Source organism: Halomonas beimenensis, assembly GCF_002549795.1.
Classification (GTDB): Bacteria; Pseudomonadota; Gammaproteobacteria; order Pseudomonadales; family Halomonadaceae; genus Halomonas; species Halomonas beimenensis.
Genome location: NZ_CP021435.1, coordinates 2,296,584 through 2,319,468, shown reverse-complemented (window position 1 = coordinate 2,319,468; position 22,885 = coordinate 2,296,584). Strand labels below are relative to the sequence as shown.

The following is a 22,885-nucleotide window of genomic DNA, read 5'->3' as shown; positions in this document are numbered from 1 at the left end:
CTGCCTTGGTGGCCCGGCGCCGGTCGCGTAGAATGGAGGTATATGCTTCCAGATGGGTGAGGGATGAGCGACAAGACCCTGCGTGACCTGCGCCGGCCCAGTGCCGGCCGCGGCGATGGCAAGCCGCCCAAGATCACTTTCCCCTGCGACTATCCGATCAAGGTCGTGGGCGATGCCAGCGAGGATTTCACCGCCATGGTGTGCCAGGTGGTATCGCGTCACGATCCCGCCTTCGATCCGCAAGGTATCCAGGTGGTGCCCAGCCGCAATGGCCGCTTCCAGTCGGTCCGCCTGACGCTGCGCGCCACCGGCGAGGCCCAGCTCGCGGCCCTGTTCGCCGAACTCAAGGCCAGCGGTCGCGTGCACATGGTGGTCTGAGGTGGAGCCCCTTCGACTGCATCGCCTGGGGCGGCGACCCTACGAGCCCGTGTGGCGGGCCATGCGCGATCTCACCGATACCCGCGACGGCGACACCCCGGATCAGCTGTGGCTGGTCGAGCATGACCCGGTGTTCACCCAGGGGCGTGCCGGCAAGCCCGAGCATCTGCTGATGCCCGGTGACATTCCGGTGGTCCAGACCGACCGGGGCGGTCAGGTGACCTACCACGGTCCCGGCCAGGTGGTGTTGTACCCCCTGCTCGACGTTCGCCGAGCGCGTCTCGGCGTACGCGCCCTGGTCAGTGCGCTGGAGGATGCCGCCATCGCCCTGCTCGCCGAATACGACATCGAGGCCCGGGCCCGACCGGATGCCCCCGGCGTATACGTGGGCGAGGCCAAGATCGCCTCCCTGGGGCTGCGTATCCGGCGCGGCGCCAGTTTCCACGGCATCGCGCTCAACGTCGACGCCGATCTCTCGCCCTTCGACCGGATCAACCCGTGCGGCTATGCCGGCATGGCCATGACGCGGCTGGTCGACCTGATCAACGAGGCGCCGCCCCGGGAGGCGGTGGCCACCCGGCTGGCCGAATGCCTGGCCAGGGAGCTGGGGCGGGAGCTGGTCGACGAGCCGCGGCAGGATCCGAGCTGACAGCGCCGAGTGGCAAGTGACAAGTCGAAAGTGAAGAGTAGAAAGTGACAAGAAAGCCCCGCCGGCATTCGCCAGCGGGGCTCTCTATCGACAGGAAGGGCTCAACCAGGGTTCCCTTGCTACTTTTTGCTTTCTCCTTGAACCTCGGCTTGGCAGCTTGGCCGCTTTCACCCCACGCTGCGGGTGGGGATGATGTTGGGGTCGGCGGCCTGCTGCCCCGGCACCTCGGCCGGGGAGGCGAGCTCCAGGCCCAGGTTGTTGTTCTCGAAGACCCGATCGGCCCGATAGCTGGAGCGGACCAGGGGACCGGAGGGCACCTCCATGAAGCCCTTCTCCAGGCCGAGCTGGCGGTAGCGCTCGAACTCCTCCGGGGTGACCCAGCGCTCCACCGGAAGGTGGTTGCGGGTCGGGCGGAGGTACTGGCCCAGGGTGACGATGTCGACGCCGATCGCCCGCAGGTCGTCGAAGGTGGCGAGGATCTCCTCCTCGGTCTCGCCGAGGCCCAGCATCAGGCTGGTCTTGGTGAGGACGTCGGGGCGGTGCCGCTTGGCATGGGCCAGCACGTCGAGGGTCTTGCGGTAGCCGGCGCGGGGATCGCGGACCCGACGGGTCAGGCGTTCCACCGTCTCGACGTTCTGGGCGAAGACCTCCAGGCCGGAATCGACGACCCGCTCGATGGCGGTCGGGGCGCCGTCGAAGTCCGGGGTCAGGGCCTCCACCGCCACCTCGGGGGTGCGGGCCTTGATGGCCTGAATGCACTCGGCGTAGTGGCGCGCGCCGCCATCGGGCAGGTCGTCGCGGTCCACCGAGGTCAGCACCACGTAGCGCAGCCCCATGAGTTCCACCGACTTGGCGGTGTTCTGCGGTTCCTCGGGATCCAGCCACCCCTTGGGATTGCCGGTGTCCACGGCGCAGAAGCGGCATGCCCGGGTACACACCGAGCCCATCAGCATGATGGTGGCGGTACCGTTGCTCCAGCATTCGCCCATGTTGGGGCAGTGGGACTCGGCACAGACGGTGCTCAGTCGATGCTGGGCCACGTTCTTCTTCACCGCGTCGAAGCGCTGGCCGCCGGGGATCTGGGCGCGCAGCCACTTGGGCTTGCGACCCAGGGCCGGGCTCTCCTCCACCCGGCCGCGCTGCTTCATGCCATCCTTGATGGCCGTCGCGCCGTGTTCGTTGCGGTACTTCTCGCCGCTGGACACATGCTTGCTGTTGTTGTCGCTCATGAGCTGGGAGCCTCTTCACTCGGCGGCCGCTCGCCGGGCCGGTCTCGAATCTAGCCGGTTAAGGTACCACACTCGCCGTCGGGCTGGACAGGCGAGGGTGGTCAGGGCGTGGCGTCGGGCAGGCAGGCCACGCCATGGCTGGGCAAGGGGGCGGGATCCGCGGCGAAGTGTGCGTGAAGTTCGTCCAGGTGTTGACGCACGAAGCGCAGGAAGAGCTCGGTGACCGGGGTCGGGAAGCGTTCGCGATGATAGACGGTGCACCATGAGTGCCTCAGCGGGAAGCCCGGCAGCTCCAGCGGGGCCAGCAAGCCGGCCTCGAGCTCCAGGCGCACCGCCAGGCGGGGGAGCACGGCCACGCCGAGCTGGGCCATCACCCCCTGCTTGACCGCCTCGTTGGTGCCCATCTCGATGGCGTGGTCCAGCGCCACGCCCTCCTCGGCGGCCAGCTCTTCCAGGGCACCACGCACCCCGGAGCCGGGTTCCCGCATCAGCACATAATGGTGCGCGAAGTCCGCCAGGGTGGGGCTCGTCGCCTCGAGCAGCGGGTGACCCGGCCAGACCACCGGGATCATCTCGTTGTCGAGGATGGGCATGAACACCAGGTCGTCGTCCTGCGGCACCCGCGCCATGATCACCAGGTCGTCGCGTCGCTCGGCGAGCCGCTCGAGGGCCTGGCTGCGGTTGCAGACCCTCAGGCGCAGCTGGACATTGGGGTAGTGGGCGCGGAACCGAGCCAGCAGGTGGGGAACCACGTACTGGGCCGTGGAGACCGCGGCCAGGTTGAGTTCTCCGGTAATGGTGCCGTCCAGGTCCGAGAGGCTCATCTGCAGACGGGACACCTGGCCGAAGATCGCCCGGGCGGAGGCGGCCAGGGCATCCGCGGCGGGAAGGGCATGCAGGGTGCGGCCGGCATACTTGAACAGCGGATGGCCGAGCGCCTGCTCGAGCTGGCGGATCTGGGCGCTGACCGCCGGTTGCGTCAGCCCCAGCGCTTCGGCCGCCCGGGAGAAGGACTGGCGCTCGTAGACGGTACGGAATACCTGAAGTTGTCGGAAGGTCAGGCGGTTGAGCAGCTTGGGCGTGGTCATGGATCGTCCGTTGGATCGGCGCCGTGGCGTCCGGCGGGCCTCGGCGTCATGCTAGCACCGCCTCGTTTCCTCTAGCCATTCGGAGATCTCTGATGTCGCACCCTTCCTATCCGGTGACCCGGATGCTGGTCCTCGGGGCCGGCGCCGGGGCCCTGCGCCTGTGCCAGGCCGGCGAGGAGCTGGGGATCGCCAGCCTCCGCCACCAGGGGCCTTCCGATCGGGCATGCCACCGTGCCCGGGAGCTCGGCTGCGACGCCGTGCACGCGGGGGAGCTGGCACCGGCGCAGCAGGTGCCGCTCGCCGAGCGGTGCCGACAGGCGGGGATCCGCTTTCTCGGTGTCGAACCCCGCCTGCTGGCCGCCATGACCGATGCCCGGGCGATGTCGGCGCTGATGCGCGAGGCCGGCCTGCCGCTGGCCGGCATGGGCTCGTCGGGGGGGCCGCGGGTACGGCTGTCGCTCCTCGCCGATCACCAGGGACAGGTGCGCTACCTGCCGCCCCGTCAGCGTCTCTCCGAGCAGTCGTCCCAGGCCCCCTTGCCGTGGTTGACCTCCGAGCGAACGCGCTACCTGGGGAAGCTGGCTGCCCGAGGAGTCGGCGCCCTGGGCCTGACGGGGCTCGTGGAAGCCTGCTTCGAGGCCGGAGGGAACGAGCTGGGCTTCGTTTCCCTGGCGCCGGGCCTCAGTGGCGAGGAGGCGCTCGACGAGACCCTGACCGGGCTGGACCCGCTCGCCGAGCAGTTGCGACTCCTGCAGGGAGAGCGACTGCGCGTGCGTCAGTCGGCCCTCGAGGCCGGCGGGCATGCCCGATTGTGGCGGCTGAGCCTGCCGCGTGGGGCGCGGCTTGCCGGAGGTCCCGGGCGGCGCCTCGATCACGCCGGGGACGGCGGTGAGTCGAGGTTCGTGGCCTGGGGCAGGCGTCCCGAGGACGTCCGTGCCCGCGCCGGTCATGCCCTCGCCGAGCTGCTGGCTGCCGCCCCGGGCCGGCGGACCCCGGGGGACTGATCGGGGTGAGGTCTCGCGGACGTCCCGATTCTGGGTTATATTGCATTGCAGCAAAGTCGATCCCGCGAGGCGTCTCGCCTTCGCCATCCACCATGGCTACCCATGGAGTCAACGACATGAATCCCCTGATGCCGAGTCTGTCGCCCGCCGCCCTGTCCTGGCTGGACCCCTTCGGCTTCGGCCGTGCCGCCTTCGACTACTGGCGCGACGCGGTGGAGCGCAGCACCCTCTACCTGGATGTCATGCGGCAACGCGGCAACCAGTATCTGGAACACATCGAGCAGACCAAGCCCAACGTGCTCGGCTTCGAGTCCGAGGTCGTGATCGACGGACGCGAGCTCTCGCGTCCGGTCAACTATGAACTGATGCGAATCCTGCCGCCCGACGGCGTCGAGACCGATCCGCTGATGCGCCCCTTCGTGGTGGTCGATCCGCGGGCCGGCCATGGCCCCGGCATCGGGGGCTTCAAGCCGGACAGCGAGATCGGCGTGGCCTTGCGTGCCGGTCATCCCTGCTACTTCATCGGTTTCCTGCCCTATCCCGAGCCGGGCCAGACCGTCGAGGACGTGGTCGAGGCGGAGGTCGCCTTCCTGCGCCATGTCATCTCCCTGCATCCGGACACCGCCGAGAAACCCATGGTGGTGGGCAACTGTCAGGCCGGCTGGCAGATCATGATGGCCGCCGCCCTGGAGCCGGACGTCTTCGGCCCCATCCTGATCGCCGGTGCCCCGCTTTCCTACTGGGCCGGTGAACGGGGCTACGCGCCCATGCGCTATACCGGCGGGATGTCCGGAGGAACCTGGATGACCTCGTTGCTCAGCGATCTGGGGGCGGGACTCTTCGACGGCGCCTGGCTGGTCCAGAACTTCGAACGGCTCAATCCCGCCAATACCTGGTGGGACAAGCAGTACGCCCTCTATTCCAGGGTCGACACCGAGGCGCGCCGCTACCTGGACTTCGAGCGCTGGTGGGGCGGCCATGTGGTGCTCGGCGGCCAGGAGATCCAGTACATCGTCGACAATCTCTTCGTCGGCAACCGGCTATCCACGGCTCAACTGGTGACCGCCGACGGTCGTCGCATCGACCTGCGCAACCTGCGCTCGCCGGTGGTGGTGTTCTGCTCCCGGGGCGACGACATCACCCCGCCGCCCCAGGCCCTGGGCTGGGTGCGCGACCTCTACGAAGACACCGATGACGTCATCGCCAACGAGCAGACCATCGTGTACTGCGTGCACGACACGACCGGCCACCTGGGGATCTTCGTCTCGGGCAGCGTGTCCCGCAAGGAACATGCCGAGTTCACCGCGAACATGGACTACATCGATGTCCTGCCGCCGGGTCTCTACGAGACCACGATCTCCCGGGCCGAGGATCGTCCCGACGCGGAGCTGATCGAGCGGGACTACCTGCTCGAGTTCCAGCCACGCAGCGTGGAGGAGCTCGATCGCGAGATCCAGCACCGTCCCGACGACGATCGCCGCTTCGCCACCGTGGCCCGGATCTCCGAGATCAACCTCGGCCTGTATCGGCGGTTCCTGCAGCCCTGGGTGAGGGCGCTGGCCACGCCGGAATCCGCCCACTGGATGCGTCTGATGCATCCCAATCGCATGGGGTATCGACTGCTCTCCGACCGCAATCCGCTGATGGTGCCGGTCCCCGTGCTGGCCGACATGGTGCGTGAGGATCGCCATGCGGTCGGCGAGGACAACGTGTTCCGTGCCCTGGAGAGGGTGGCGTCCAGCCAGATCTCCCACGGGCTCGACGCCTGGCGGGAGTTGCGTGACCGCAGCACCGAGCGGCTCTTCCTGGACGTCTATGGCCAGCCCCTGCTGCAGGCGCTGGTGGGACTCGGCGGCGACGCCCATGCGCACCGTCGTCGCCCGGGGGCCGAGCCCGAGCACCGCCGCTTCGTGGCGCGGCGCCGTGAGGAGATCCGCGCCAAGGTGGCCGAGGGCGGTAGTCACGAGGCGGTGATGCGTTCGGTGATCCATGTGCTGGGGGGCGCGCCGGCCACCGATGGCCGCAACTTCCAGCGCCTGCGGGCGTCCCGTGCCGAGCTCGAGCCGGATATCACCCTGGCGGACTTCAAGCATCTGGTGCGCGAGCAGTTCTTCATCCTCGAGAACGATCCCGAGGCGGCCCTGGCGGCGATCCCGCATCTGCTGGAGGGGCTGGACGCCGAGGCGATCGATGCCCACCTCGAGCATATCGAGCATGTGCTCGCGGCGAGTGGCGAGTTGAGCGAGCATGCCGCCCAGCGCTTCGAGCGCATCCGGGCACTGTTCGAGCATTCCAAGCCCGCGACCACCGACTCGCCCACGGGGGCTCCTGCTTCGGACACGGGAGGCAGTGCGCCTCCGGCGTCTGCCTCCGAGGCGCCTGGAGCGGTGCCGGAACCCGCCACGACCAAGCCGGCGAACCGGCGAGGGCGCTCGCGCAAGGCGTCGCCCCGCCGTCGCACCCCGTCCAAGGCCGACGACTGACGGTCATGGGCGTCGCCTGAAGACTCGCGCCCCCGCCGGTTCGCCGGCGGGGGCGCCTGGTTGAGGGCCGGCCCTTGCCGGGCCCCGGACGGCGGTCTAGGGTCAAAGGCCCGGCGTCGGCCCGACTGGCGTGTCGGCCGGTGCTGGGGTAGGGTAAGCGCATTTTTCACCCGAAAGAGGGTGGCCGATTACCGTCCGGCGCGGCCGAGTCGTCCGCGCCTACAGCATTTTGGAGCACTATGGGCAAGTCACTGGTCATCGTCGAGTCGCCTGCCAAGGCCAAGACGATCAACAAGTACCTCGGCAACGAGTTCATCGTGAAGTCGAGTGTGGGGCACATTCGTGACCTGCCGACCAGCGGCTCGGGCAAGGCGGCCTCGGACCCCAAGGAGCGTGCCCGGCAGGCCGCGGCGACCCGCAAGATGTCCCCCGAGGAGAAGGCCGAGTATCGCAAGCGCAAGGCGCACGAACAGCTCATCCGGCGCATGGGCATCGACCCCGAACATGGCTGGGAGGCCCACTACGAGATCCTGCCCGGCAAGGAGAAGGTGGTCGCCGAGCTCAAGAAGCTGGCCGACAAGGCCGATGCCGTCTATCTCGCCACCGACCTCGATCGCGAGGGGGAGGCCATCGCCTGGCACCTGCGCGAGACCATCGGGGGCGACGAGTCCCGCTATCGTCGGGTGGTGTTCAACGAGATCACCAAGAACGCCATCCACGAGGCCTTCGACCATCCCGGCCAGCTCAACATGCCGCGGGTCGAGGCCCAGCAGGCCCGGCGCTTCCTGGATCGGGTGGTGGGCTTCATGCTCTCGCCGCTGCTGTGGGCCAAGATCGCCCGCGGGCTGTCCGCCGGCCGCGTCCAGTCGGTGGCCATGCGCCTGATCGTCGAGCGCGAGCGCGAGATCCGCGCCTTCGTGCCGGAGGAATTCTGGGACGTGCATGCCGACCTGCGGCCGGCCGAGGATGCCGCGGCCGCGCCGGTCCGCTTCGAGCTCACCCGCCAGGACGGCCAGGCCTTCAGGCCGACCTCGGAGGCGGAGACCCTCGACCGCATCGAGGGCCTGAGGAAGGCGTCCCTGGCGATCACCTCGCGAGAGGACAAGCCGACGCGTTCCAAGCCGAACGCTCCCTTCATCACCTCGACCCTGCAGCAGGCCGCCAGCGGCCGGCTGGGGTTCTCGGTGAAGAAGACCATGACCCTGGCCCAGCGGCTCTACGAGGCCGGCTACATCACCTACATGCGGACGGATTCCACCAATCTCTCCCGGGAGGCGGTGGAGACCGTGCGTGACTTCATCGGCGACGAGTACGGGGCACGCTACCTGCCGGAGGCCCCGAATCGCTACACGAGCAAGGAGGGTGCCCAGGAGGCCCACGAGGCGATCCGCCCCTCCGAGGTGACGCGCCGCGCCACCGACCTGGCCGGCATGGAGCGTGATGCCGAGCGCCTCTACGAGCTGATCTGGCGGCAGTTCGTGGCCTGTCAGATGACGCCCGCCGAATACCTTTCCACCACCCTGACCGTGGCCGCCGACGGCTACGAGCTCAAGGCCAAGGGGCGGGTGCTGAAGTTCGACGGCTACACCCGCGTCATGAAGCCCATGGGCCGCAAGGATGAGGACCAGTCGCTGCCGGACCTGGCCGAGGGGACGCCGCTGCGCCTGGAGGCGCTGGACCCCCAACAGCATTTCACCAAGCCGCCGGCGCGCTATACCGAGGCGAGCCTGGTCAAGGAACTGGAGAAGAAGGGCATCGGCCGGCCCTCCACCTATGCGTCGATCATCTCCACCATTCAGGATCGCGGCTACGTCAAGCTGGAGAATCGGCGCTTCTATGCCGAGAAGCTCGGCGACATCGTCACCGAGCGGCTCAAGGAGTCCTTCCCCGACCTGATGGACTATTCCTTCACGGCACGCATGGAGGACAGCCTCGACGAGGTGGCCGAGGGGCAGCGGCGTTGGCGGGAGCTGCTCGACGCCTTCTATGCCGAGTTCCGTGAGGAACTGGCCGAGGCCGAGAGCGAGGACGGCATGCGGCCCAATCAGCCGGTGCCCACCGACATCGACTGCCCCAGCTGCGGTCGCAAGATGCAGATTCGTACCGCCTCCACCGGCGTCTTCCTGGGCTGCTCGGGCTACAACCTGCCCCCCAAGGAGCGCTGCAAGACCACCATCGACCTGCTGCCCGGGGACGAGGCCGTGGCTGCTGACGCCGACGAGGACGCCGAGACCGATGCCCTGCGGGCCAAGCATCGCTGCCCGAAATGCGGCACCGCCATGGACAGCTATCTCATCGACGAGACCCGCAAGCTGCACATCTGCGGCAACAGCCCCGACTGTGACGGCTACGAGGTGGAGAAGGGCCGATTCCGCATCAAGGGCTATGACGGCCCCACCATCGAGTGCGACAAGTGCGGCAGCGAGATGCAGCTCAAGTCCGGGCGCTTCGGCAAGTACTTCGGCTGCACCAACGAGGCCTGCAAGAACACCCGCAAGCTGCTCAAGAGCGGCGAGGTGGCACCGCCCAAGATCGACCCCATTCCCATGCCGGAGCTGCCCTGCCAGAAGGTCGACGACCATTACGTGCTGCGTGACGGGGCCAGCGGCCTCTTCCTGGCGGCGAGCAAGTTCCCCAAGAACCGCGAGACCCGTCCGCCGCTGGTCCAGGAGCTCAAGGCGCATGCCGAGGAACTGCCCGACAAGTATCGCTTCCTGCTCGACGCCCCCAGCGAGGATCCGGAGGGGCGTCCGGCCCAGATTCGCTTCTCGCGCAAGGCCAAGGAACAGTTCGTGATGACCGAGGAGAACGGCAAGGCGACCGGCTGGAAGGCGAGCTACCGCGACGGCAAGTGGCAAGTGGAGGACAAGCGCAAGTGACCCCGAGAGCCCGCACCAATCAGCTGCTGTACCAGGCCGAGCTGCTGCCGGCCGTGCCCGCCGGCGACGACGAGCATGCCGAGGCTCGTCGCATGGCCGGCGAGGAGGGCGCCCTGGCGCTGCTCGAGCTGGCCCTGGAGTCGCTGCTGCGCGAGGTCACCGAGCATGCCGGCCTCGAGCGCCATGACTGGCATGAGCTGCTCGCCCCGGAGGGGATGGCCCTGGCGGAGCTCGAACGCTTGCGCGGCCTGGCCGCCCGGCCGGACAGCTGGCTGGCGCGGCTGCTCGGCCGGATCGAGGCGCTGCACTCCTCCGAGGGGGTGGCCCGCCGCACCGGCGGCGCCGCCCAGGGCCTGATCGCCGTGGGCAGTGCCGCCGCCCTGGGCGAGGAGCTTCAGGACTGCCTGAGGGCGGCCAAGCGCGAGATCGCCGAGCTGCGCCAGACCAGCGAGGAGTGGTAGTCGACCGGCTCAGCCCTGATCGTTCCAGTGCCGCTGCATCTCCAGGAAGGTGAGCGATGCCGACCAGGTGATCAGCATGAAGCCGGTCAGCGATTCGGTACCCATCAGGAAGCGCAGCGGCCCCTCGGGGTAGACGTCGCCGTAGCCCAGGGTGGTGAAGGTGATCGCCGACAGGTAGACATAGTCCAGTCCATTGTGCAGGGCGGCGCCGACCACGGTGCCGCCGGTCTCCCCGACCAGCCACCAGGCCGCCAGCCCGAACAGCCAGATCTCCGCCACGTGGGCGGCCAGCAGTCCGAACATCAGGCCCAGGAAGCGCCGTCGTCGCGTCGGCGCCGTGCGCCGCATCAGGTGGCTGAGCACGCTCGAGACCTCGTAGTGCAGCAGCACGCAGGCCCCCACCAGGATCAGGGTGGTCAGGGCCACGAGCCAGTGGTTCGCATCGAACAGGGCATCGATCAAGGCGGCCTCCTGGCCAGGCGGTGGTCGGGAAGGGACGGGATGACTTGGATCAAGCGGCATCCGCGACCCACTCGGCTAGGATAACAGTAGCGGGGAGATGGGACCGGATCCTCGCGTCCACCGGCACGGAGGGATTGACCATGCGATATCATCAGGTGCGCGAGCTGGTGCGCTGGGCGGCGGACTATCATGGCCGTCTCGAGGAAGCCTATACGCGGCTGGCCGAGGGAGACGTCGGAGCCCGGGTGCGCCTGGCCCTGGAGTATCTCGCCGACCACGAGCGGCGCATGAAGCGCGAGCTCGAGGCCTACTTCCACGATGGCAGCGATCATCGCCCGGTGCTCGATACCTGGTTCGACGACCCCAACGACTTCCCCCATCTGCCGGTCCTCGAACGCCTGCCCGAGGCCCTCGAGGGCGACGGCGTCCAGGCATTGCTCTCCACCGCGCTGACCATGCATCGCACCCTGCAGGACCTCTACCGGCATCGCGCCGAGCGTGCCGTGGGGCGCGAGGAGCAGGAGTTCTTCGAGGCCCTGATGGGCGCGGAAGATGACGAGGTACGTCGCCTGGCCCGCGACATCCAGCGGCTCGAGGATTACTGAGCCGGGCGGCCAAACCCGGCAGGCTGCTAGGCTGTAGGCCGTGTCCCGCCCTGCCTCAGGAGCCCTCATGCACGAGCCCCCCGCCGCCTCCCCCACTCCGCGCTCCCCTCCCTTGCTCCCCTCGCTGGCGGAGGCCAGCGAGGAAGGCTCCATGGAGGCCCATGCCCTGCTGCACGATGCCTGGCAGGCTCGGGCCAGCGATGTCCATCTCGACCCGGTGGAGGACAGCCTGCGCCTCCGGCTGCGCATCGACGGTCATGTCGTCGGGGCGCCTAGCCTGGCCGCCGCCCCGGGGCAGCGTCTCCTCAACCAGCTCAAGGTGCTCGCCGGACTCGATCCCTTGCCGTCACGGACGACCACCGAGGGCAGTTTCGCCTGGGCGCCTCGCCGGGGGCAGACCCTCTACCTTCGGGCAACGGCCGTCAATTGCGTGGCGGGAGAGAAGCTGGCCCTGCGCTTCCTGGCTCCGCCGCGGCGCTTCGACGATCCCGAGTCTCTGGGACTCGGTGAGGCGGGCGTGCGGGGGCTGCGGCGCTGGATGGACGCCACCGGCGGAATGCTGCTGGTCGCCGGCCCGACCGGAGCCGGCAAGACCACGACCCTGTATACCCTGCTGCATCGGCTGCGGCTCACCGAGAGCCAGGTGGTGACCCTGGAGGATCCGGTGGAGTACGAGATCCCGGGCATCAATCAGGTGCAAGTGGATCCCGACCATGGCCTGGACTTCACCACCGGCACCCGCTGCATGCTGCGCCTGGATCCGGACTACGTGCTTATCGGCGAGATCCGGGACCCGGGATCGGCGGAGGCCGCGATGAGCGTTGCCAATGGGGGCCGATCCCTGATGGGGACCCTGCATAGCCGCGATGCGGTCGGGGTCGTCTCCACTCTGCGACAACTGGGCCTCGACGACGCCGAGATCAGCACCGGCCTGGGCCTGGTCATCGCCCAGCGACTGGTCCGTCGTCTCTGTACCCATTGCCGTCGCCCTACCGCCCCCGGTGCGGTGGAAGCCGAGTGGCTGGCGGCGGCCGGGGCGACGGTCCCGGCGCGTGTCTGGAAGGCCCCCGGTTGCCGGCATTGCCAGGGGCTCGGCTATCGTGGCCGGGTCGGAATCTTCGAGCTCTGGCAGCCGACCCTCGAGGATCACGGGCGGCTGCTGCGCCATGCCGACGAGAACCAGCTGCGTCATGCGTTGATCGAGCGGGGCGAGACCCTCTTGCTCGAGGACGGCCTGGCCAAGGCGTCCCAGGGGGTGACCTCCCTGGCCGAAGTGCTGCGCATGGGGGCTATCCTGGCCGCCTGACGTCGCGCAGCACCTCGGGATCGCCCTGGCCGGCCAAGGCGCGGCGTTCCGCCTCCGTGAGCAGGGAGGCAGGGGGCAGGCCCGCCGCCGTCGCGACGGCCGCGAGGGCGTGGGCCCAGGTGCAGCGATTGGCGAACAGCATGCCGAAGGTGTCCAGGGTGCCACCCTGGTTGCGGTAGCCCAGGAAGCGGCTGCCGCCACCGGTATCCAGGGGGCGCAGGGTGCCGGCGAAGACCTCGGGACGGCCATGGCAGAGGAAGACCCGGGCCGGGCAGCCGGGGACCAGGCGGTGCAGGTGCGTGGCGGGCTGCACGACTCTCCCTTCGGCGTCATCCCGGGGTTCCCGGAGGCGCCCCGGGGCGAGGAGTGCATAGAGTCCCGCCGCCACGCCGGCGGCCTCCAGGCGGTCCCGGGCCTTCTCCGCCTCGATGAGCTGATAGGCGCCGATGGCGAAGAGCTGCACCCGTGGGGCGGCCGGCTCGTGCAGCCCGAGCAGGCCATCCCGGGTCAACCGTCGGGCCTGCTCGGGCGTGAGGCGTACCGGAACCGCCCGCTTCGGCACGACCATCACGCCCACCCGCGCGTGGCTTAGGTAGAGGTCGCGCAGCGCCTCGATGGCGCTCGTCGCATCGACGGGAAAGAGGGTGGGGGCCACGTCTTCCAGCTCGCCCAGCCAGGCCTCGCAGAGGGTGGGATCCTGATGGGACTGCTCGTTCTTGCCGTTCTCCCAGAGATGGGAGCTGGCCAGCACGGGAACCGAGAGCCACCCCGGCACTCGGCCGGCCTCCCGGGCATGGCGGGCGAAGATGACCTCCTGGCGCATGGCGCCGAGCATCTTGACCGCGAAGGCTTCGTAGCTGGCGACCAGGTTCAGGCCTTGCTTGTTGGCCAGGGCCGCGTTGACCACGGCCTCTTCGTTCAGGGCGGTGATGACGGCGCCGTCCAGTGCCTCGGCGACGTCCGGTTCGGGATCCGTGACCCGGTGGCGCAACCGGTCCAGGGTCCTGTCGAGCCGATTGCTGCGCATCTCGTCGGGATTGCCGATTCGCACGCGCAGCTCGGGATTGGCCTCCACGACGCCGAGGATGGCCTCGTCCAGGGCCGCCATGGGGGAGACGGCGTCGCCGAGCGGGAAGGTGGGAGGCGCAGGAAAGTGGGGCAGGGGCACTCGAGGGTCGGCCAGGGCATGATCCCGCTCCTTGGGGCGGGCGGTGGCCGCGTGATTGCGCAGGCGGCCGATGGCGTCACCGAGCTCGCCGAGCGGCACGTGCAGGCGCGCCACGCCGGCATGGAAGCGGCGGCGCGCCTCGCTGTCCTCGGCCGGATTGGCCCCCAGGGGCAGGTTGTGGGCGGCATTGGTGCCGGCCCCGGGGAAGCCGTAGCCCTTGATCGTCTCGGCGATGACGTAGGGCATGCGGATCGGGTAGCGGGCACGGCCGGAGCGGATCAGGGCGCTGCGCTCGGCCAGTTCCGTCTCGGCGGTGAGGATCCCCCAGGCCACCGCCGCCGGGTCCCGGCCATCGACGGTCAGGGGCGAGAAGCCGTTGAGGGTCAGGTGATCCTGGAACCAGGCGGTGCCCCCGGCCTGGTTCATGCCGGTGCGCTGATCGATCCGCCGGCCGTTGGCGATCATCACCGGGACCACGGGGCCGCAATCCTCGGCCCGCCACCAGCGGGGCACCCAATCCGAGCCTCGCTGCTCCTCGAAGGCACCATCGCTCAGGAAGGCCACCAGAGCTTGCCCCGGCAGCGGCATGTGCACGTACTGAAGGCCGGTGAATCCCAGGTAGCCGCCCTCGGCGGCTCCCCCCGCGGTATGCGGGTTGACGTGGCTGCCCAGCGGTGACACGGGGCGGCCATCGGGGCGCACCCGGCACGCATAGAAGTCCTTCGCCAGCCGGGTCAGGCCGGTGTCGTCGAGGGCATAGCGGGCGGCATGGGCAGGCGTCGTGTTGTCCATCAGCACGTTGACCGCGTCGATCGCGGCCACGCAATGGCCCTGTCCCATGGTCCAGGCACGGGTTCGCCGCGCCATGGCGTTGGCGAGCAGGTAACCCACATAGCCGATCACCATGTTCAGGGCGCCACCGGTATGTCCCTCGGGGGAGCGCTTGAAGTCGACGGCGGCCAGTGGCTGCCCGTCCAGCTGGACACGGCGGGTATAGGTCATGTGCACCACCAGCCACATGCCCATGCTGGCCACGCGATCGGCGGCGTGCAGCAGTCGCAACCAGTCCTGCCGGTCGGCCGGGTCCCGCGCATGGTGGTCGAGCCACTGGGCGATCCGGGCGCGGGTCGTCGGCTCATGACGGATCATGGCGAGGCCACGGGCCCAATCCTCGAAGGCGGCGTCTCGGAAGCTGTCGCCGGATGGCGACGTGCCCGGGTCGTTCTGGCCATGGGACATGCGGATTCCTCCTCGAGCTTCAGGCGTCTTTCAGACTAGCCGCTCCACCGTGAGCCGATGCCACCTGACAGCCCGGGTGGAATGCGTTATAACGGCGTGCCCGCTTTCCTGCCACGATGAATTCATGACGAAGATGGACGACCTCCCCGCCCTGACCCGAAGACGGTTCGGCCTGCTGGCCCTGAGTCTGCCCTTCTGGTCCCCCGCTCAGGCGGCCTCCGACCTGATGACGAGCCTCTTGCGCCAAGCCGGCACTCCGCGCCATTCCCGGGAGCTCTGGGTGCTCGTCGAGGATCGCGAGGCGTCGCTGAGCATTTTTCGGGGGGAGGCGATGATCGACCGATTCTCTCCCATCTCCCTGGGACGCGGGGGGGCCAAGCCCCAGCGGGTCCGCGGCGACCGTGTCACGCCGCTCGGCGAGTTTCGCGTGATGCGTTTCAACCACGCCAGCAAGTATCACATCTTCGTCGGCCTGGACTATCCCACGCCCACCCATGCCCGCATGGCTCTGGAGTCCGGCGTCTACAGCCAGCAGGACTACGACGACTATTTCGCCCATTATCGCCGTCACGGCGAGCCGCCCCAGGAAACGGCCCTGGGGGGGTACATCGGCATTCACGGGGTCGGCGTGGGGGATCCGGAGATTCATCGACGTTTCCACTGGACCAATGGGTGTGTCGCGGTCACCGACGCCCAGGTCGAGGCCCTGTCGTCGATGATCGACATTGGCACGCGGGTCGTCATCCGCTAGGCTTTATATGCGTTAAGGACGTTCTAGTATTCAGACAAGCGCTGTCCCCTGTTTCCATGACATCGCTTGGTTGACGTGACATGCAGCAGCATCGTTGCTGTCGAAAGGGCCTGCAGAAGCAGGAAGCCTGTTCTTCAGGCATCACCAACGCAGTACCAAGGAAGACCCAAGGAGAACACCATGACTCTCAAGACCACTCTGAAGCTGTCCGCCGCTGCCGCCTCTCTCGCCGTTCTGGCCGGCTGTGCTTCCTCCAGTGCCCTGGAAGAAGTTCGCATGACCGCCGAGTCCGCCCAGGCCGATGCCGCCGAGGCTCGCAGCATCGCCACCCAGGCCCAGAACACCGCCAACCAGGCTCAGCGCGACGCACAAGCGGCCCTGCAGATGTCCCAGCAGAACCGTGAAGAGATGAACCGCATGTTCGAGCGTTCCATGCGCAAGTAAGGCGGTTGCGCAGGCCAGGCTCGGCGCCTGGTGATGCCATGCCAAAACCACCCCTGGCGACAGGGGTGGTTTTTTCTTGGGCGATTGCCTCCGAACCTTCCTCTTTCTCTCCTCCCCATCCGGCCTGCTCTTGCCCCGGGTACCCTGTCTTTGGGACATGGCCACCTGCTCTCCCTGTTGCCGACCCCTGCTGGACTCGATCTCCTTCGATGGTTCCCGACGTCGAGCCGAGGCGATCGCCCCATCGGTGCGTTGTGAGTGCGCTGAAAGCAGTGTAAGAGATCTCTTATGAAAGCGAGGGGTTATCGTCTTTTCTTCTTGTAAAAGTCATTTAAAAACAATGACTTGAAGAGTCGTCTGGGCATGGGGCGATGGTTTTTCTCCTGGAGGGCGCTGTGTAGAGTGCCATCAGGGCGAAGAGGTCCTGGAGCGATCGGTCCCCTCTTCGCGGTGTCACGACAGGCAGAGAAGACAGAGTGAGGCGATCATGGCAGGGAACAGCTCATCGACAACCCCCCCGTTCCTCCCCTTTTCCGCGCTGGTCCTGGCGGTGGCGCTAGCCGGCTGCAGTGGAACCTCGGAAATTTCGCAGTCGCCGGGTGGGGGGGGCAGTGGGGCGAATGGCGACGAGGATGGCTCCTCCTCGGCAGAGCTCACGAGCTCCGAGCGGGTCGTCAATGATGCCGCTGATGCCACTGGCGGGGCCGGCGAGGTGGTGAAGACCCTCGGTGGCACCATCCAGCAGCTGGATGCGCCGCTTCTCGGTGGGGTGACGGATGGGGCCGGTAACGTCGTCAACGACCTCGGTGACGGCGTCAACAGCCTGTCCGCCGGTCTGCGCCATGGCCTTGGCAACCTGACCGAGAACGACAACGCCCTGGGTACCACCCTGGCGGGGGCGACGGGGACCGTGGCGCATGCCGGCCAGGCCGTGTCGAGTCTGGGGGAGACCGTCGCCGCGCTCGATACCCTGCCGGTATTGATGCAGGTCGATGCCGAAACCGGTCTGCTGGCGAGCCTTGGCGGCACGGTGTCCCAACTGGGACTTACCGTCACCTCGACCGGCGATGCCCTGACGATGGCCCTCACCCGCGAGAATGGGCACCTCTCCGGGTTGACCGCCGAACTGACCGGGGTGGTGCGTCCCCTGGTGGTCAACGTCGAAGGCACGACGCAACGCCTGGGCGATGCCTTGATCGTGGGCCCCGTAGGCAATCGCCTGCTGAGCCAGGCCGGGGGGGGCGTCGTGGTTCTGGGCGAGCGACTGGGCGATGGCACCATCCAGCTGGCCGGGGTTGGCGACCTCGTCGCCTCCGGTGGACGCCTCATTGGCGATGCCGGCGGTCTGTTGACAGCGGATTCCGAGATACAGGATGGCCTTCTGGGAGTCGGCCTGCTGGACGGCCTGATGGGGGATAGCGGACTTCTGTCAGGTCTGTTGGGAGGCAACGGCAGCCTGCTCGAGGGCGAAGGTGCCTTGCTCGGTGGTATCGGAGGGCTGACCGGTGGGTTGCTGGTCGGCGAGGACGGCCTGTTGGCCGGCGATAGCGGCCTGCTGGGTGGGCTGCTAGATGGCGAGGGCGGGTTGCTCGCTGGCGAAGGCGGTCTGCTGGGTGGCGTGACCTCCGGCCTGCTGGGCGGCGAGGGCGGATTGCTCGGCGGCGAAGGCGACCTGCTGGGCGGCGTGACCGGCACCGTGGATGGCGTGACCTCCGGCCTGCTGGGCGGCGAGGGCGGATTGCTCGGCGGCGAAGGCGGCCTGCTGGGCGGCGTGACCGGCACCGTGGATGGCGTGACCTCCGGCCTGCTGGGCGGCGAGGGCGGATTGCTCGGCGGCGAAGGCGGCCTGCTGGGCGGCGTGACCGGCACCGTGGATGGCGTGACCTCCGGCCTGCAGGGCGGCGAGGACGGATTGCTCGGTGGCGAAGGCGGCCTGCTGGGCGGCGTGACCGGCACCGTGGATGGCGTGACCTCCGGCCTGCTCGGCGGGGAGGGTGGCCTGTTGGGGGGGCTATCCAGCTCCAACTGAACCATGGCAATCGGTGCCTGGGAGCGTAGTCGGCGGCCTCGGGCCGCCAATTATTCTTAGGAAAAGATTTTGACACTTGCTCGAAATCTGCTTAGATATATATGCCGAATTTGAATTCGGTACAGAGACGCCACCTGGTCCTTGAATACTTAGATGACAAATGGGCCACAGAAAGGGGCGGATCGCTGTGAAGGAGCAGGGAAACCCATGATGCCAAGGACAGGCTTGAGCAGGATTCGGCGAAGCCTGGCTTCGCTGGCAGTGGCTACGCCATTGGCGATGCCGGTAGCCATATACGCGGCGAGCGATTTGCCCGCCGTCATCGACGAGCGTCAGCCGACGTTGTCGCCCCCCTTGCGTGAAATGTTCGAGCAGCGCCGTGCCCGGGAGGTCGAGGTCAGCCTTCCCGAGGTCGCCGGTCGGCTGAGTCGAGATAGCCTGGTGGCAGTCTCGCGTATCGAGATTCTCGGGGGCAGCATCTTCGAGCTCGAGACGCTGACTGCCCCCATCCAGCCGCTGGTCGGCGAGGAGGTGCGCCTGGGCCGCTTGATCGCGGCCGTGGAAGCGATCACCCGACGCTATCAGGAGGCCGGCTACCCGCTCTCCTACGCCTACCTGCCCAGCAACAACTTCCGTGACGGCACCGTCTCGGTGGTCATCGTCGAGGGCTATATCGCCCGCAGCGAGATCGCCGTGGACGACGCCGCGGTCGCCGCCCGCGTCGAACGCCTGGTAGCGAGGATGCGGGCCGAACGGCCGTTGTCCCGTGAGACCTTCGAACGCTATACCGGCCTGATCGAGCGCATTCCCGGCGTCACCCTGGCGGTCAATGCCCCGGTGCCGCGAACGCCTTCCGGGGCCACGACCCTGCGCGTCGAGCAGCGGGATCGCCAGCGCATCGATGGTGGCCTGACCGTCGAGGGCGGTGACGAGGACGAAGCGCGCCTGCTGGCCAACCTGGCCTTCCGCAGCCATACCCCTTACGCGGAGTCGCTGTCCTTCGCCTCGCTGCTGCCCCTCGAGACCGAGGATGCCTTCCATGCGATGGAGTATCGCCAGGCCCTGGGCAGCGATGGCCTGCGCCTGATCCTGAATGCCCAGCGCTTCGAGGGCGAGGACGCATCGCCGCATCCCCGGGATGAGGCCATCGAGGTCCGGGAGGACAAGGTCCGCGATCGTTTCCGCTTCGGGGTCGATTATCCCCTGATCCTGGGGCGCGAACGCCGCTGGGATCTCGAGGCGACGCTGGAGCATCTCGACGAGACCGTCGACTATGCCTTCGTCTCGGACGGGCAGACGGCGCTGACGGCGCGCCAGGACGTGCGCTACTCGACACTGGAGCTGGGTAGCCGCTTCCTGACCGGCAGCGACCACCGCCGCCTGGAAGCCCGTGCCGAGGTGCGGCACGGCCTGGATCTCGGCGGCAACCGCAACGTGGTGAGCGTGGGCAATGCCTCCGCGGTCGGCGACGAGGAGCTCGACTTCACTCGCTTCGCCCTGCAGGGACGCTGGCTGGAGGCCCTGTCGCCGCGCTGGCGCCTGTCGATGCGCCTGGCCGGCTTCTGGACCGACGATGACCTGCCCACGGCCGAGCATGGAAACTACGGGGGCAACCGTTTCGGCCGTGCCTACCCCGATGGCCAGGCCGAGGGCGAGCGCGGTTACGCCGGTGAACTGGAGCTTCGTTATCGCCACGCGCTGGACATGGCCTGGCTGACGCGCCTCGAGCCCTATCTGGCCGTGGATGGCGCCCATACCGCCTTCACCGAAGGGGACGTCGAGCACGACCTGGGCTCGGCGGCCACCGGTATCGAATTTCGGGACGAGGGACGCTATCGCCTCGGCGTCGAGTACGCCTACCCCATCGGCGACCGCCCCGAGGACGACGAGAGCCGCCGGGGGCGCATCAATGCGCGCCTGACCTGGGACTTCGGCGGCTGAGAAGAATATCGCCGGCATCGCCGACGGTAACGCAGGGTGCAATACCCGACGACATCAAGACGAAAGGGATCTCCATGATGAAACTGACTTCTCTCCATCACGCCTTTGGCAAGGTCCACGCCGAACAAGGGAACGCCCAGCTCAATCGCCCGGTCTTTCGCCGTCAGCGCGGGGCGAGTGCGATCGAGTACGCCATTATTGCAGCGGTGATTGCATTGGCCATTTTTACTGCCTCCAGTGCGGGTGATGTCGATATCGCTGGTGCTTTTGAGACTTTCTTTACCAAGATTCAAAATGCGTTGAATTCCTGAAAATGAAAGCGTTTTGAAGTGATCGGGTAGCGCTGCCTCCTGGATGACGGTTCTTCATAGAGAGTCTGTGATGTCACCAAATATGTTAAAGGGTATCGCCGCCCTATTGGTGGTGATCGCCATGGGGCTGGCCTTCGCCGGCTGGCGCATGGCTCGGGACGTGCCGGCGCCCGTGGCCTCGTCGCCGGTGGTTGCCACCGCCGACTCCGAGGCGGGGCATCCGGTGCTGACCGCGGCTCGGCGACTGCCGGTGGGGACTCGGCTGGAGGGGCTCGGCGAGGGCGAGACCTCGCCGCTCCAGCGGATCGACTACCCCCGGCCGCTGGATGCCAGCTTCGCCGACTTCACCGAGGTGGAAGGGCGGGTGCTGACTCGCCCCCTCGCGCCCGGGGATGTGCTCCGCCCCGAGCACTTCGCCGCCGGCGGCCTGCTGGCCGAGGCCGTGCCGCCGGGCAAGCGGGCCATCGCGGTGGGCGTCGACGAGGTGATCGGCGGGGGCGGCTTCGTGGCTCCCGGGGATCATGTCGACGTGCTCTTCTATGCCCAGGATGACGATGACGACCGCACCCGGCTGGCCCGTCGGGTGCTGGCGGACGTCGAGGTGCTGAGCTTCGGCGAGGCCCTGCAGGGCCAGCCGCCGGCCGAGGGCGAGGGAGCCAAGCGCAGCGGTCGCACCGCCGTGCTGGCCCTGGAAGCGGATCAGGCGCCTCGGCTGCTGCTCGCCGAGGCCACCGGCCGGTTGCGGCTGGCGGTGGTCGGCGCCGAGGAGCGCCGGGCCGCGCTGAACCCGGGGGAGTCGCCGGCGGGTAGCTGGCTGATGCCGGCCACACTGGCGTCGAGCGCCCCGGAAGGCGAGGAGGATGAGGCCAGGGATCTGGGCGAGGCCGTCGAGTTCGATGCGCTGATGGGTCGCGAGGGCGAGACGAGGCGCCCGGCGGCGCCCTCGCGCGGTACATCTCGTCCCGCCGGGCGGCAGGTGGTCCAGCAGGTGGGTCGCGAGGTCCGCACGGTGCGCGTGGGCGGCTGATGGCTCGCCCCGTCGAGGCCGCGTGATAACGACATGGAATGCGTAGGGAATAAGGATACGAAGAGCATGAGCAGCTCCCGAATGCGATCGTGGTGCCCGGTGTCCCGCCCGAGCCGGGCACTGCTCCTGGCCTGGCTGATTCTGCTGGCCGGCTGGGCGCCCCCGGCCCTGGCCAGCAACGAAGAACGACCCATGACCCTGCTGGTGGGGGAGCAGAAGCGTCTCGGCTATGGCCGGGATATCGTGCGTACCGCCGTCGGCAGCGGGGGCATCGCCGATGTCCAGGTCGTCGATGCGCGCCAGTTGCTGGTGACCGGCATCGGCCCCGGGGCGACCTCGCTCCGGGTCTGGCTCGCCGGGCGCCGAACTCCCCAGGCGCTGCGCCTCGAGGTCCGACCGGCGGCGGCCCGGGGGCTCGAGGACGAGTATCACCTGAGCCTCGACGCCGGCGTTCCGCGGCTGGCAGGCGAGACGGTCTCCCTGGAGCGTCACGATCAGGCCCTGGTCCGCTTCGGCGAGGCCGCGCCGGTGGATGCCACCCGCCAGTCCGGGCCGGTGCAGGTGCAGACCGATATCCGGGTCGTGGAGGTCAGCCGTCGCCGCCTGGAGTCCGCCGGCTTCTTCCTCGGCCGCGACAACGGCGGCAACACCCAGTTCGCGGTGGGCAGTACCGACAGCGGCAGCGCCTTCCTCAACGACGGCAGCGTGCTGTCGCCGATCTCGGTGGACGGCGGCTTCTCGATCATCGGCGGCAACGCCAACGAAGGGATCCTCGGCGTGATCAGCGCCCTGCGCAACAACGGCTTCGCCTACACCCTGGCCGAACCCAGCCTGGTGACGCTCTCCGGCCAGAGCGCTTCCTTTCTGGCCGGCGGGGAGTTTCCCTTCCCCAGCAATGCCAGTGACGGCGACGTCTCGGTGGACTTCAAGGAGTTCGGCATCCGCCTGCGGCTGACGCCCACGGTACTCGACGGCGATCGCATCATGCTCAAGGTGGCGCCGGAGGTCAGCGAGCTGGACTTCACGCGCGCGGTGCAGTCCAGCGGCATCGCCGTACCCTCCCTCAGCGTACGGCGCACCGACACCACCATCCAGCTGGGGGATGGCGAGAGCTTCATCATCAGCGGCCTGGTCAGCAATTCCACGATCCAGAGCGTCGACAAGTTTCCCGGCCTGGGGGATCTCCCGGTGCTGGGGGCCTTCTTCCGCTCGACCCGCTTCGAGCGTGAGGAGAAGGAACTGATCATGATCGTTACCCCGCATCTGGTCTCACCCATCGCCGCCGGCGTCGAGCTGGGCGAGCTGCCGGGCGAGGCCCTGGGGCGCTATGACCCGAGCTTCCTCGAGCTGCTGTTCGACCCCCGGGACGCCCGCGAGATCGAGCGCCTGGGCAACGTCGGGTTTTCCCGCTAGGAGGTGACCATGGGCGCA

19 protein-coding genes are annotated in these 22,885 nt (G+C 68.3%); 15 read left to right on the top strand and 4 right to left on the bottom strand.

The features are described 5' to 3' along the window. The first annotated feature begins 63 nt into the window (after positions 1-63). Both BEI_RS10905 and lipB read left to right on the top strand, forming a co-directional pair. Positions 64-378: an HP0495 family protein gene (locus BEI_RS10905; RefSeq protein WP_097789555.1), complete on the top strand. Its 315-nt coding sequence runs from the start codon at positions 64-66 to the stop codon at positions 376-378. Between the two features lies 1 nt (position 379). Then, positions 380-1,027 (top strand): lipoyl(octanoyl) transferase LipB, encoded by a 648-nt coding sequence (gene lipB, locus BEI_RS10900; protein ID WP_097789554.1) that lies wholly within the window; start codon positions 380-382, stop codon positions 1,025-1,027. A gap of 167 nt (positions 1,028-1,194) precedes the next feature. Here lipB and lipA read toward each other — a convergent pair whose 3' ends face one another. Both lipA and BEI_RS10890 read right to left on the bottom strand, forming a co-directional pair. Further along, complete coding sequence (gene lipA, locus BEI_RS10895) at positions 1,195-2,256, bottom strand: lipoyl synthase (RefSeq protein ID WP_097789553.1); 1,062 nt, start codon at positions 2,254-2,256, stop codon at positions 1,195-1,197. A 101-nt stretch (positions 2,257-2,357) separates the two neighbouring features. Continuing rightward, positions 2,358-3,344, bottom strand: coding sequence for a LysR family transcriptional regulator (locus BEI_RS10890; RefSeq protein ID WP_097789552.1), 987 nt, complete (start codon positions 3,342-3,344; stop codon positions 2,358-2,360). 92 nt (positions 3,345-3,436) lie between these two features. On the opposite strand from BEI_RS10890, the gene BEI_RS10885 reads away from it, so the two are divergent. From BEI_RS10885 to BEI_RS10870, 4 genes are all read left to right on the top strand, one after another. Beyond that, positions 3,437-4,348 (top strand): ATP-binding protein, encoded by a 912-nt coding sequence (locus BEI_RS10885; protein ID WP_097789551.1) that lies wholly within the window; start codon positions 3,437-3,439, stop codon positions 4,346-4,348. Between the two features lie 116 nt (positions 4,349-4,464). After that, positions 4,465-6,831 carry a DUF3141 domain-containing protein gene (locus BEI_RS10880; RefSeq protein WP_097789550.1) on the top strand — a complete coding sequence of 789 codons (2,367 nt, stop codon included), beginning with the start codon at positions 4,465-4,467 and terminating at the stop codon, positions 6,829-6,831. Between the two features lie 239 nt (positions 6,832-7,070). After that, positions 7,071-9,710, top strand: coding sequence for a type I DNA topoisomerase (topA, locus tag BEI_RS10875; protein ID WP_097789549.1), 2,640 nt, complete (start codon positions 7,071-7,073; stop codon positions 9,708-9,710). Next, positions 9,707-10,171, top strand: coding sequence for a DUF6586 family protein (locus tag BEI_RS10870; RefSeq protein WP_097789548.1), 465 nt, complete (start codon positions 9,707-9,709; stop codon positions 10,169-10,171). Before topA ends, BEI_RS10870 begins: the two co-directional genes overlap by 4 nt. Before the next feature lie 9 nt (positions 10,172-10,180). Here the strand turns inward: BEI_RS10870 and BEI_RS10865 are convergent, their stop codons facing one another. Next, the gene (locus BEI_RS10865; protein WP_097789547.1) at positions 10,181-10,633 is read right to left on the bottom strand and encodes an ion channel; all 453 of its coding nucleotides are present in this window, start codon (positions 10,631-10,633) and stop codon (positions 10,181-10,183) included. 140 nt (positions 10,634-10,773) lie between these two features. On the opposite strand from BEI_RS10865, the gene BEI_RS10860 reads away from it, so the two are divergent. Beyond that, positions 10,774-11,238 (top strand): 2-hydroxyacyl-CoA dehydratase, encoded by a 465-nt coding sequence (locus BEI_RS10860; RefSeq protein ID WP_227644447.1) that lies wholly within the window; start codon positions 10,774-10,776, stop codon positions 11,236-11,238. A 67-nt stretch (positions 11,239-11,305) separates the two neighbouring features. After that, positions 11,306-12,544, top strand: coding sequence for a GspE/PulE family protein (locus tag BEI_RS10855; RefSeq protein WP_097789546.1), 1,239 nt, complete (start codon positions 11,306-11,308; stop codon positions 12,542-12,544). Here BEI_RS10855 and BEI_RS10850 read toward each other — a convergent pair. Then, on the bottom strand, positions 12,528-14,951 hold the full coding sequence (locus tag BEI_RS10850; protein ID WP_097789545.1) for a phosphoketolase family protein: 2,424 nt from the start codon (positions 14,949-14,951) through the stop codon (positions 12,528-12,530). The genes BEI_RS10855 and BEI_RS10850 overlap by 17 nt on opposite strands. A gap of 124 nt (positions 14,952-15,075) precedes the next feature. On the opposite strand from BEI_RS10850, the gene BEI_RS10845 reads away from it, so the two are divergent. From BEI_RS10845 to BEI_RS10815, 7 genes are all read left to right on the top strand, one after another. Continuing rightward, positions 15,076-15,702: a L,D-transpeptidase family protein gene (locus BEI_RS10845; RefSeq protein ID WP_097789544.1), complete on the top strand. Its 627-nt coding sequence runs from the start codon at positions 15,076-15,078 to the stop codon at positions 15,700-15,702. A gap of 180 nt (positions 15,703-15,882) precedes the next feature. After that, positions 15,883-16,146, top strand: a complete 264-nt coding sequence (locus BEI_RS10840; protein WP_097789543.1) for an Lpp/OprI family alanine-zipper lipoprotein — start codon at positions 15,883-15,885, stop codon at positions 16,144-16,146. Positions 16,147-16,861: 715 nt separating this feature from the next. Further along, positions 16,862-18,175 (top strand): collagen-like triple helix repeat-containing protein, encoded by a 1,314-nt coding sequence (locus BEI_RS10835; protein ID WP_193765097.1) that lies wholly within the window; start codon positions 16,862-16,864, stop codon positions 18,173-18,175. A 309-nt stretch (positions 18,176-18,484) separates the two neighbouring features. Then, positions 18,485-20,116: a ShlB/FhaC/HecB family hemolysin secretion/activation protein gene (locus BEI_RS10830; protein WP_097789541.1), complete on the top strand. Its 1,632-nt coding sequence runs from the start codon at positions 18,485-18,487 to the stop codon at positions 20,114-20,116. 74 nt (positions 20,117-20,190) lie between these two features. Then, complete coding sequence (locus BEI_RS10825; RefSeq protein WP_097789540.1) at positions 20,191-20,427, top strand: Flp family type IVb pilin; 237 nt, start codon at positions 20,191-20,193, stop codon at positions 20,425-20,427. Between the two features lie 82 nt (positions 20,428-20,509). Further along, positions 20,510-21,454 carry a Flp pilus assembly protein CpaB gene (gene cpaB, locus BEI_RS10820; protein ID WP_193765096.1) on the top strand — a complete coding sequence of 315 codons (945 nt, stop codon included), beginning with the start codon at positions 20,510-20,512 and terminating at the stop codon, positions 21,452-21,454. Between the two features lie 81 nt (positions 21,455-21,535). After that, the gene (locus BEI_RS10815) at positions 21,536-22,867 is read left to right on the top strand and encodes a type II and III secretion system protein family protein (protein ID WP_227644446.1); all 1,332 of its coding nucleotides are present in this window, start codon (positions 21,536-21,538) and stop codon (positions 22,865-22,867) included. The last annotated feature ends 18 nt before the right edge of the window (positions 22,868-22,885 follow it).

Excerpts from the sequence above, each read along its gene's own strand:
- lipA (WP_097789553.1), bottom strand. The coding sequence starts at position 2,256 with ATGAGCGACAACAACAGCAAGCATGTGTCCAGCGGCGAGAAGTACCGC.
- BEI_RS10845 (WP_097789544.1), top strand. The coding sequence starts at position 15,076 with ATGACGAAGATGGACGACCTCCCCGCCCTGACCCGAAGACGGTTCGGC.
- BEI_RS10825 (WP_097789540.1), top strand. The coding sequence starts at position 20,191 with ATGATGAAACTGACTTCTCTCCATCACGCCTTTGGCAAGGTCCACGCC.
- BEI_RS10840 (WP_097789543.1), top strand. The coding sequence starts at position 15,883 with ATGACTCTCAAGACCACTCTGAAGCTGTCCGCCGCTGCCGCCTCTCTC.
- BEI_RS10885 (WP_097789551.1), top strand. The coding sequence starts at position 3,437 with ATGTCGCACCCTTCCTATCCGGTGACCCGGATGCTGGTCCTCGGGGCC.
- BEI_RS10905 (WP_097789555.1), top strand. The coding sequence starts at position 64 with ATGAGCGACAAGACCCTGCGTGACCTGCGCCGGCCCAGTGCCGGCCGC.
- BEI_RS10850 (WP_097789545.1), bottom strand. The coding sequence starts at position 14,951 with ATGTCCCATGGCCAGAACGACCCGGGCACGTCGCCATCCGGCGACAGC.
- BEI_RS10855 (WP_097789546.1), top strand. The coding sequence starts at position 11,306 with ATGCACGAGCCCCCCGCCGCCTCCCCCACTCCGCGCTCCCCTCCCTTG.
- BEI_RS10815 (WP_227644446.1), top strand. The coding sequence starts at position 21,536 with ATGCGATCGTGGTGCCCGGTGTCCCGCCCGAGCCGGGCACTGCTCCTG.
- topA (WP_097789549.1), top strand. The coding sequence starts at position 7,071 with ATGGGCAAGTCACTGGTCATCGTCGAGTCGCCTGCCAAGGCCAAGACG.
- BEI_RS10860 (WP_227644447.1), top strand. The coding sequence starts at position 10,774 with ATGCGATATCATCAGGTGCGCGAGCTGGTGCGCTGGGCGGCGGACTAT.
- BEI_RS10880 (WP_097789550.1), top strand. The coding sequence starts at position 4,465 with ATGAATCCCCTGATGCCGAGTCTGTCGCCCGCCGCCCTGTCCTGGCTG.
- cpaB (WP_193765096.1), top strand. The coding sequence starts at position 20,510 with ATGTTAAAGGGTATCGCCGCCCTATTGGTGGTGATCGCCATGGGGCTG.
- BEI_RS10890 (WP_097789552.1), bottom strand. The coding sequence starts at position 3,344 with ATGACCACGCCCAAGCTGCTCAACCGCCTGACCTTCCGACAACTTCAG.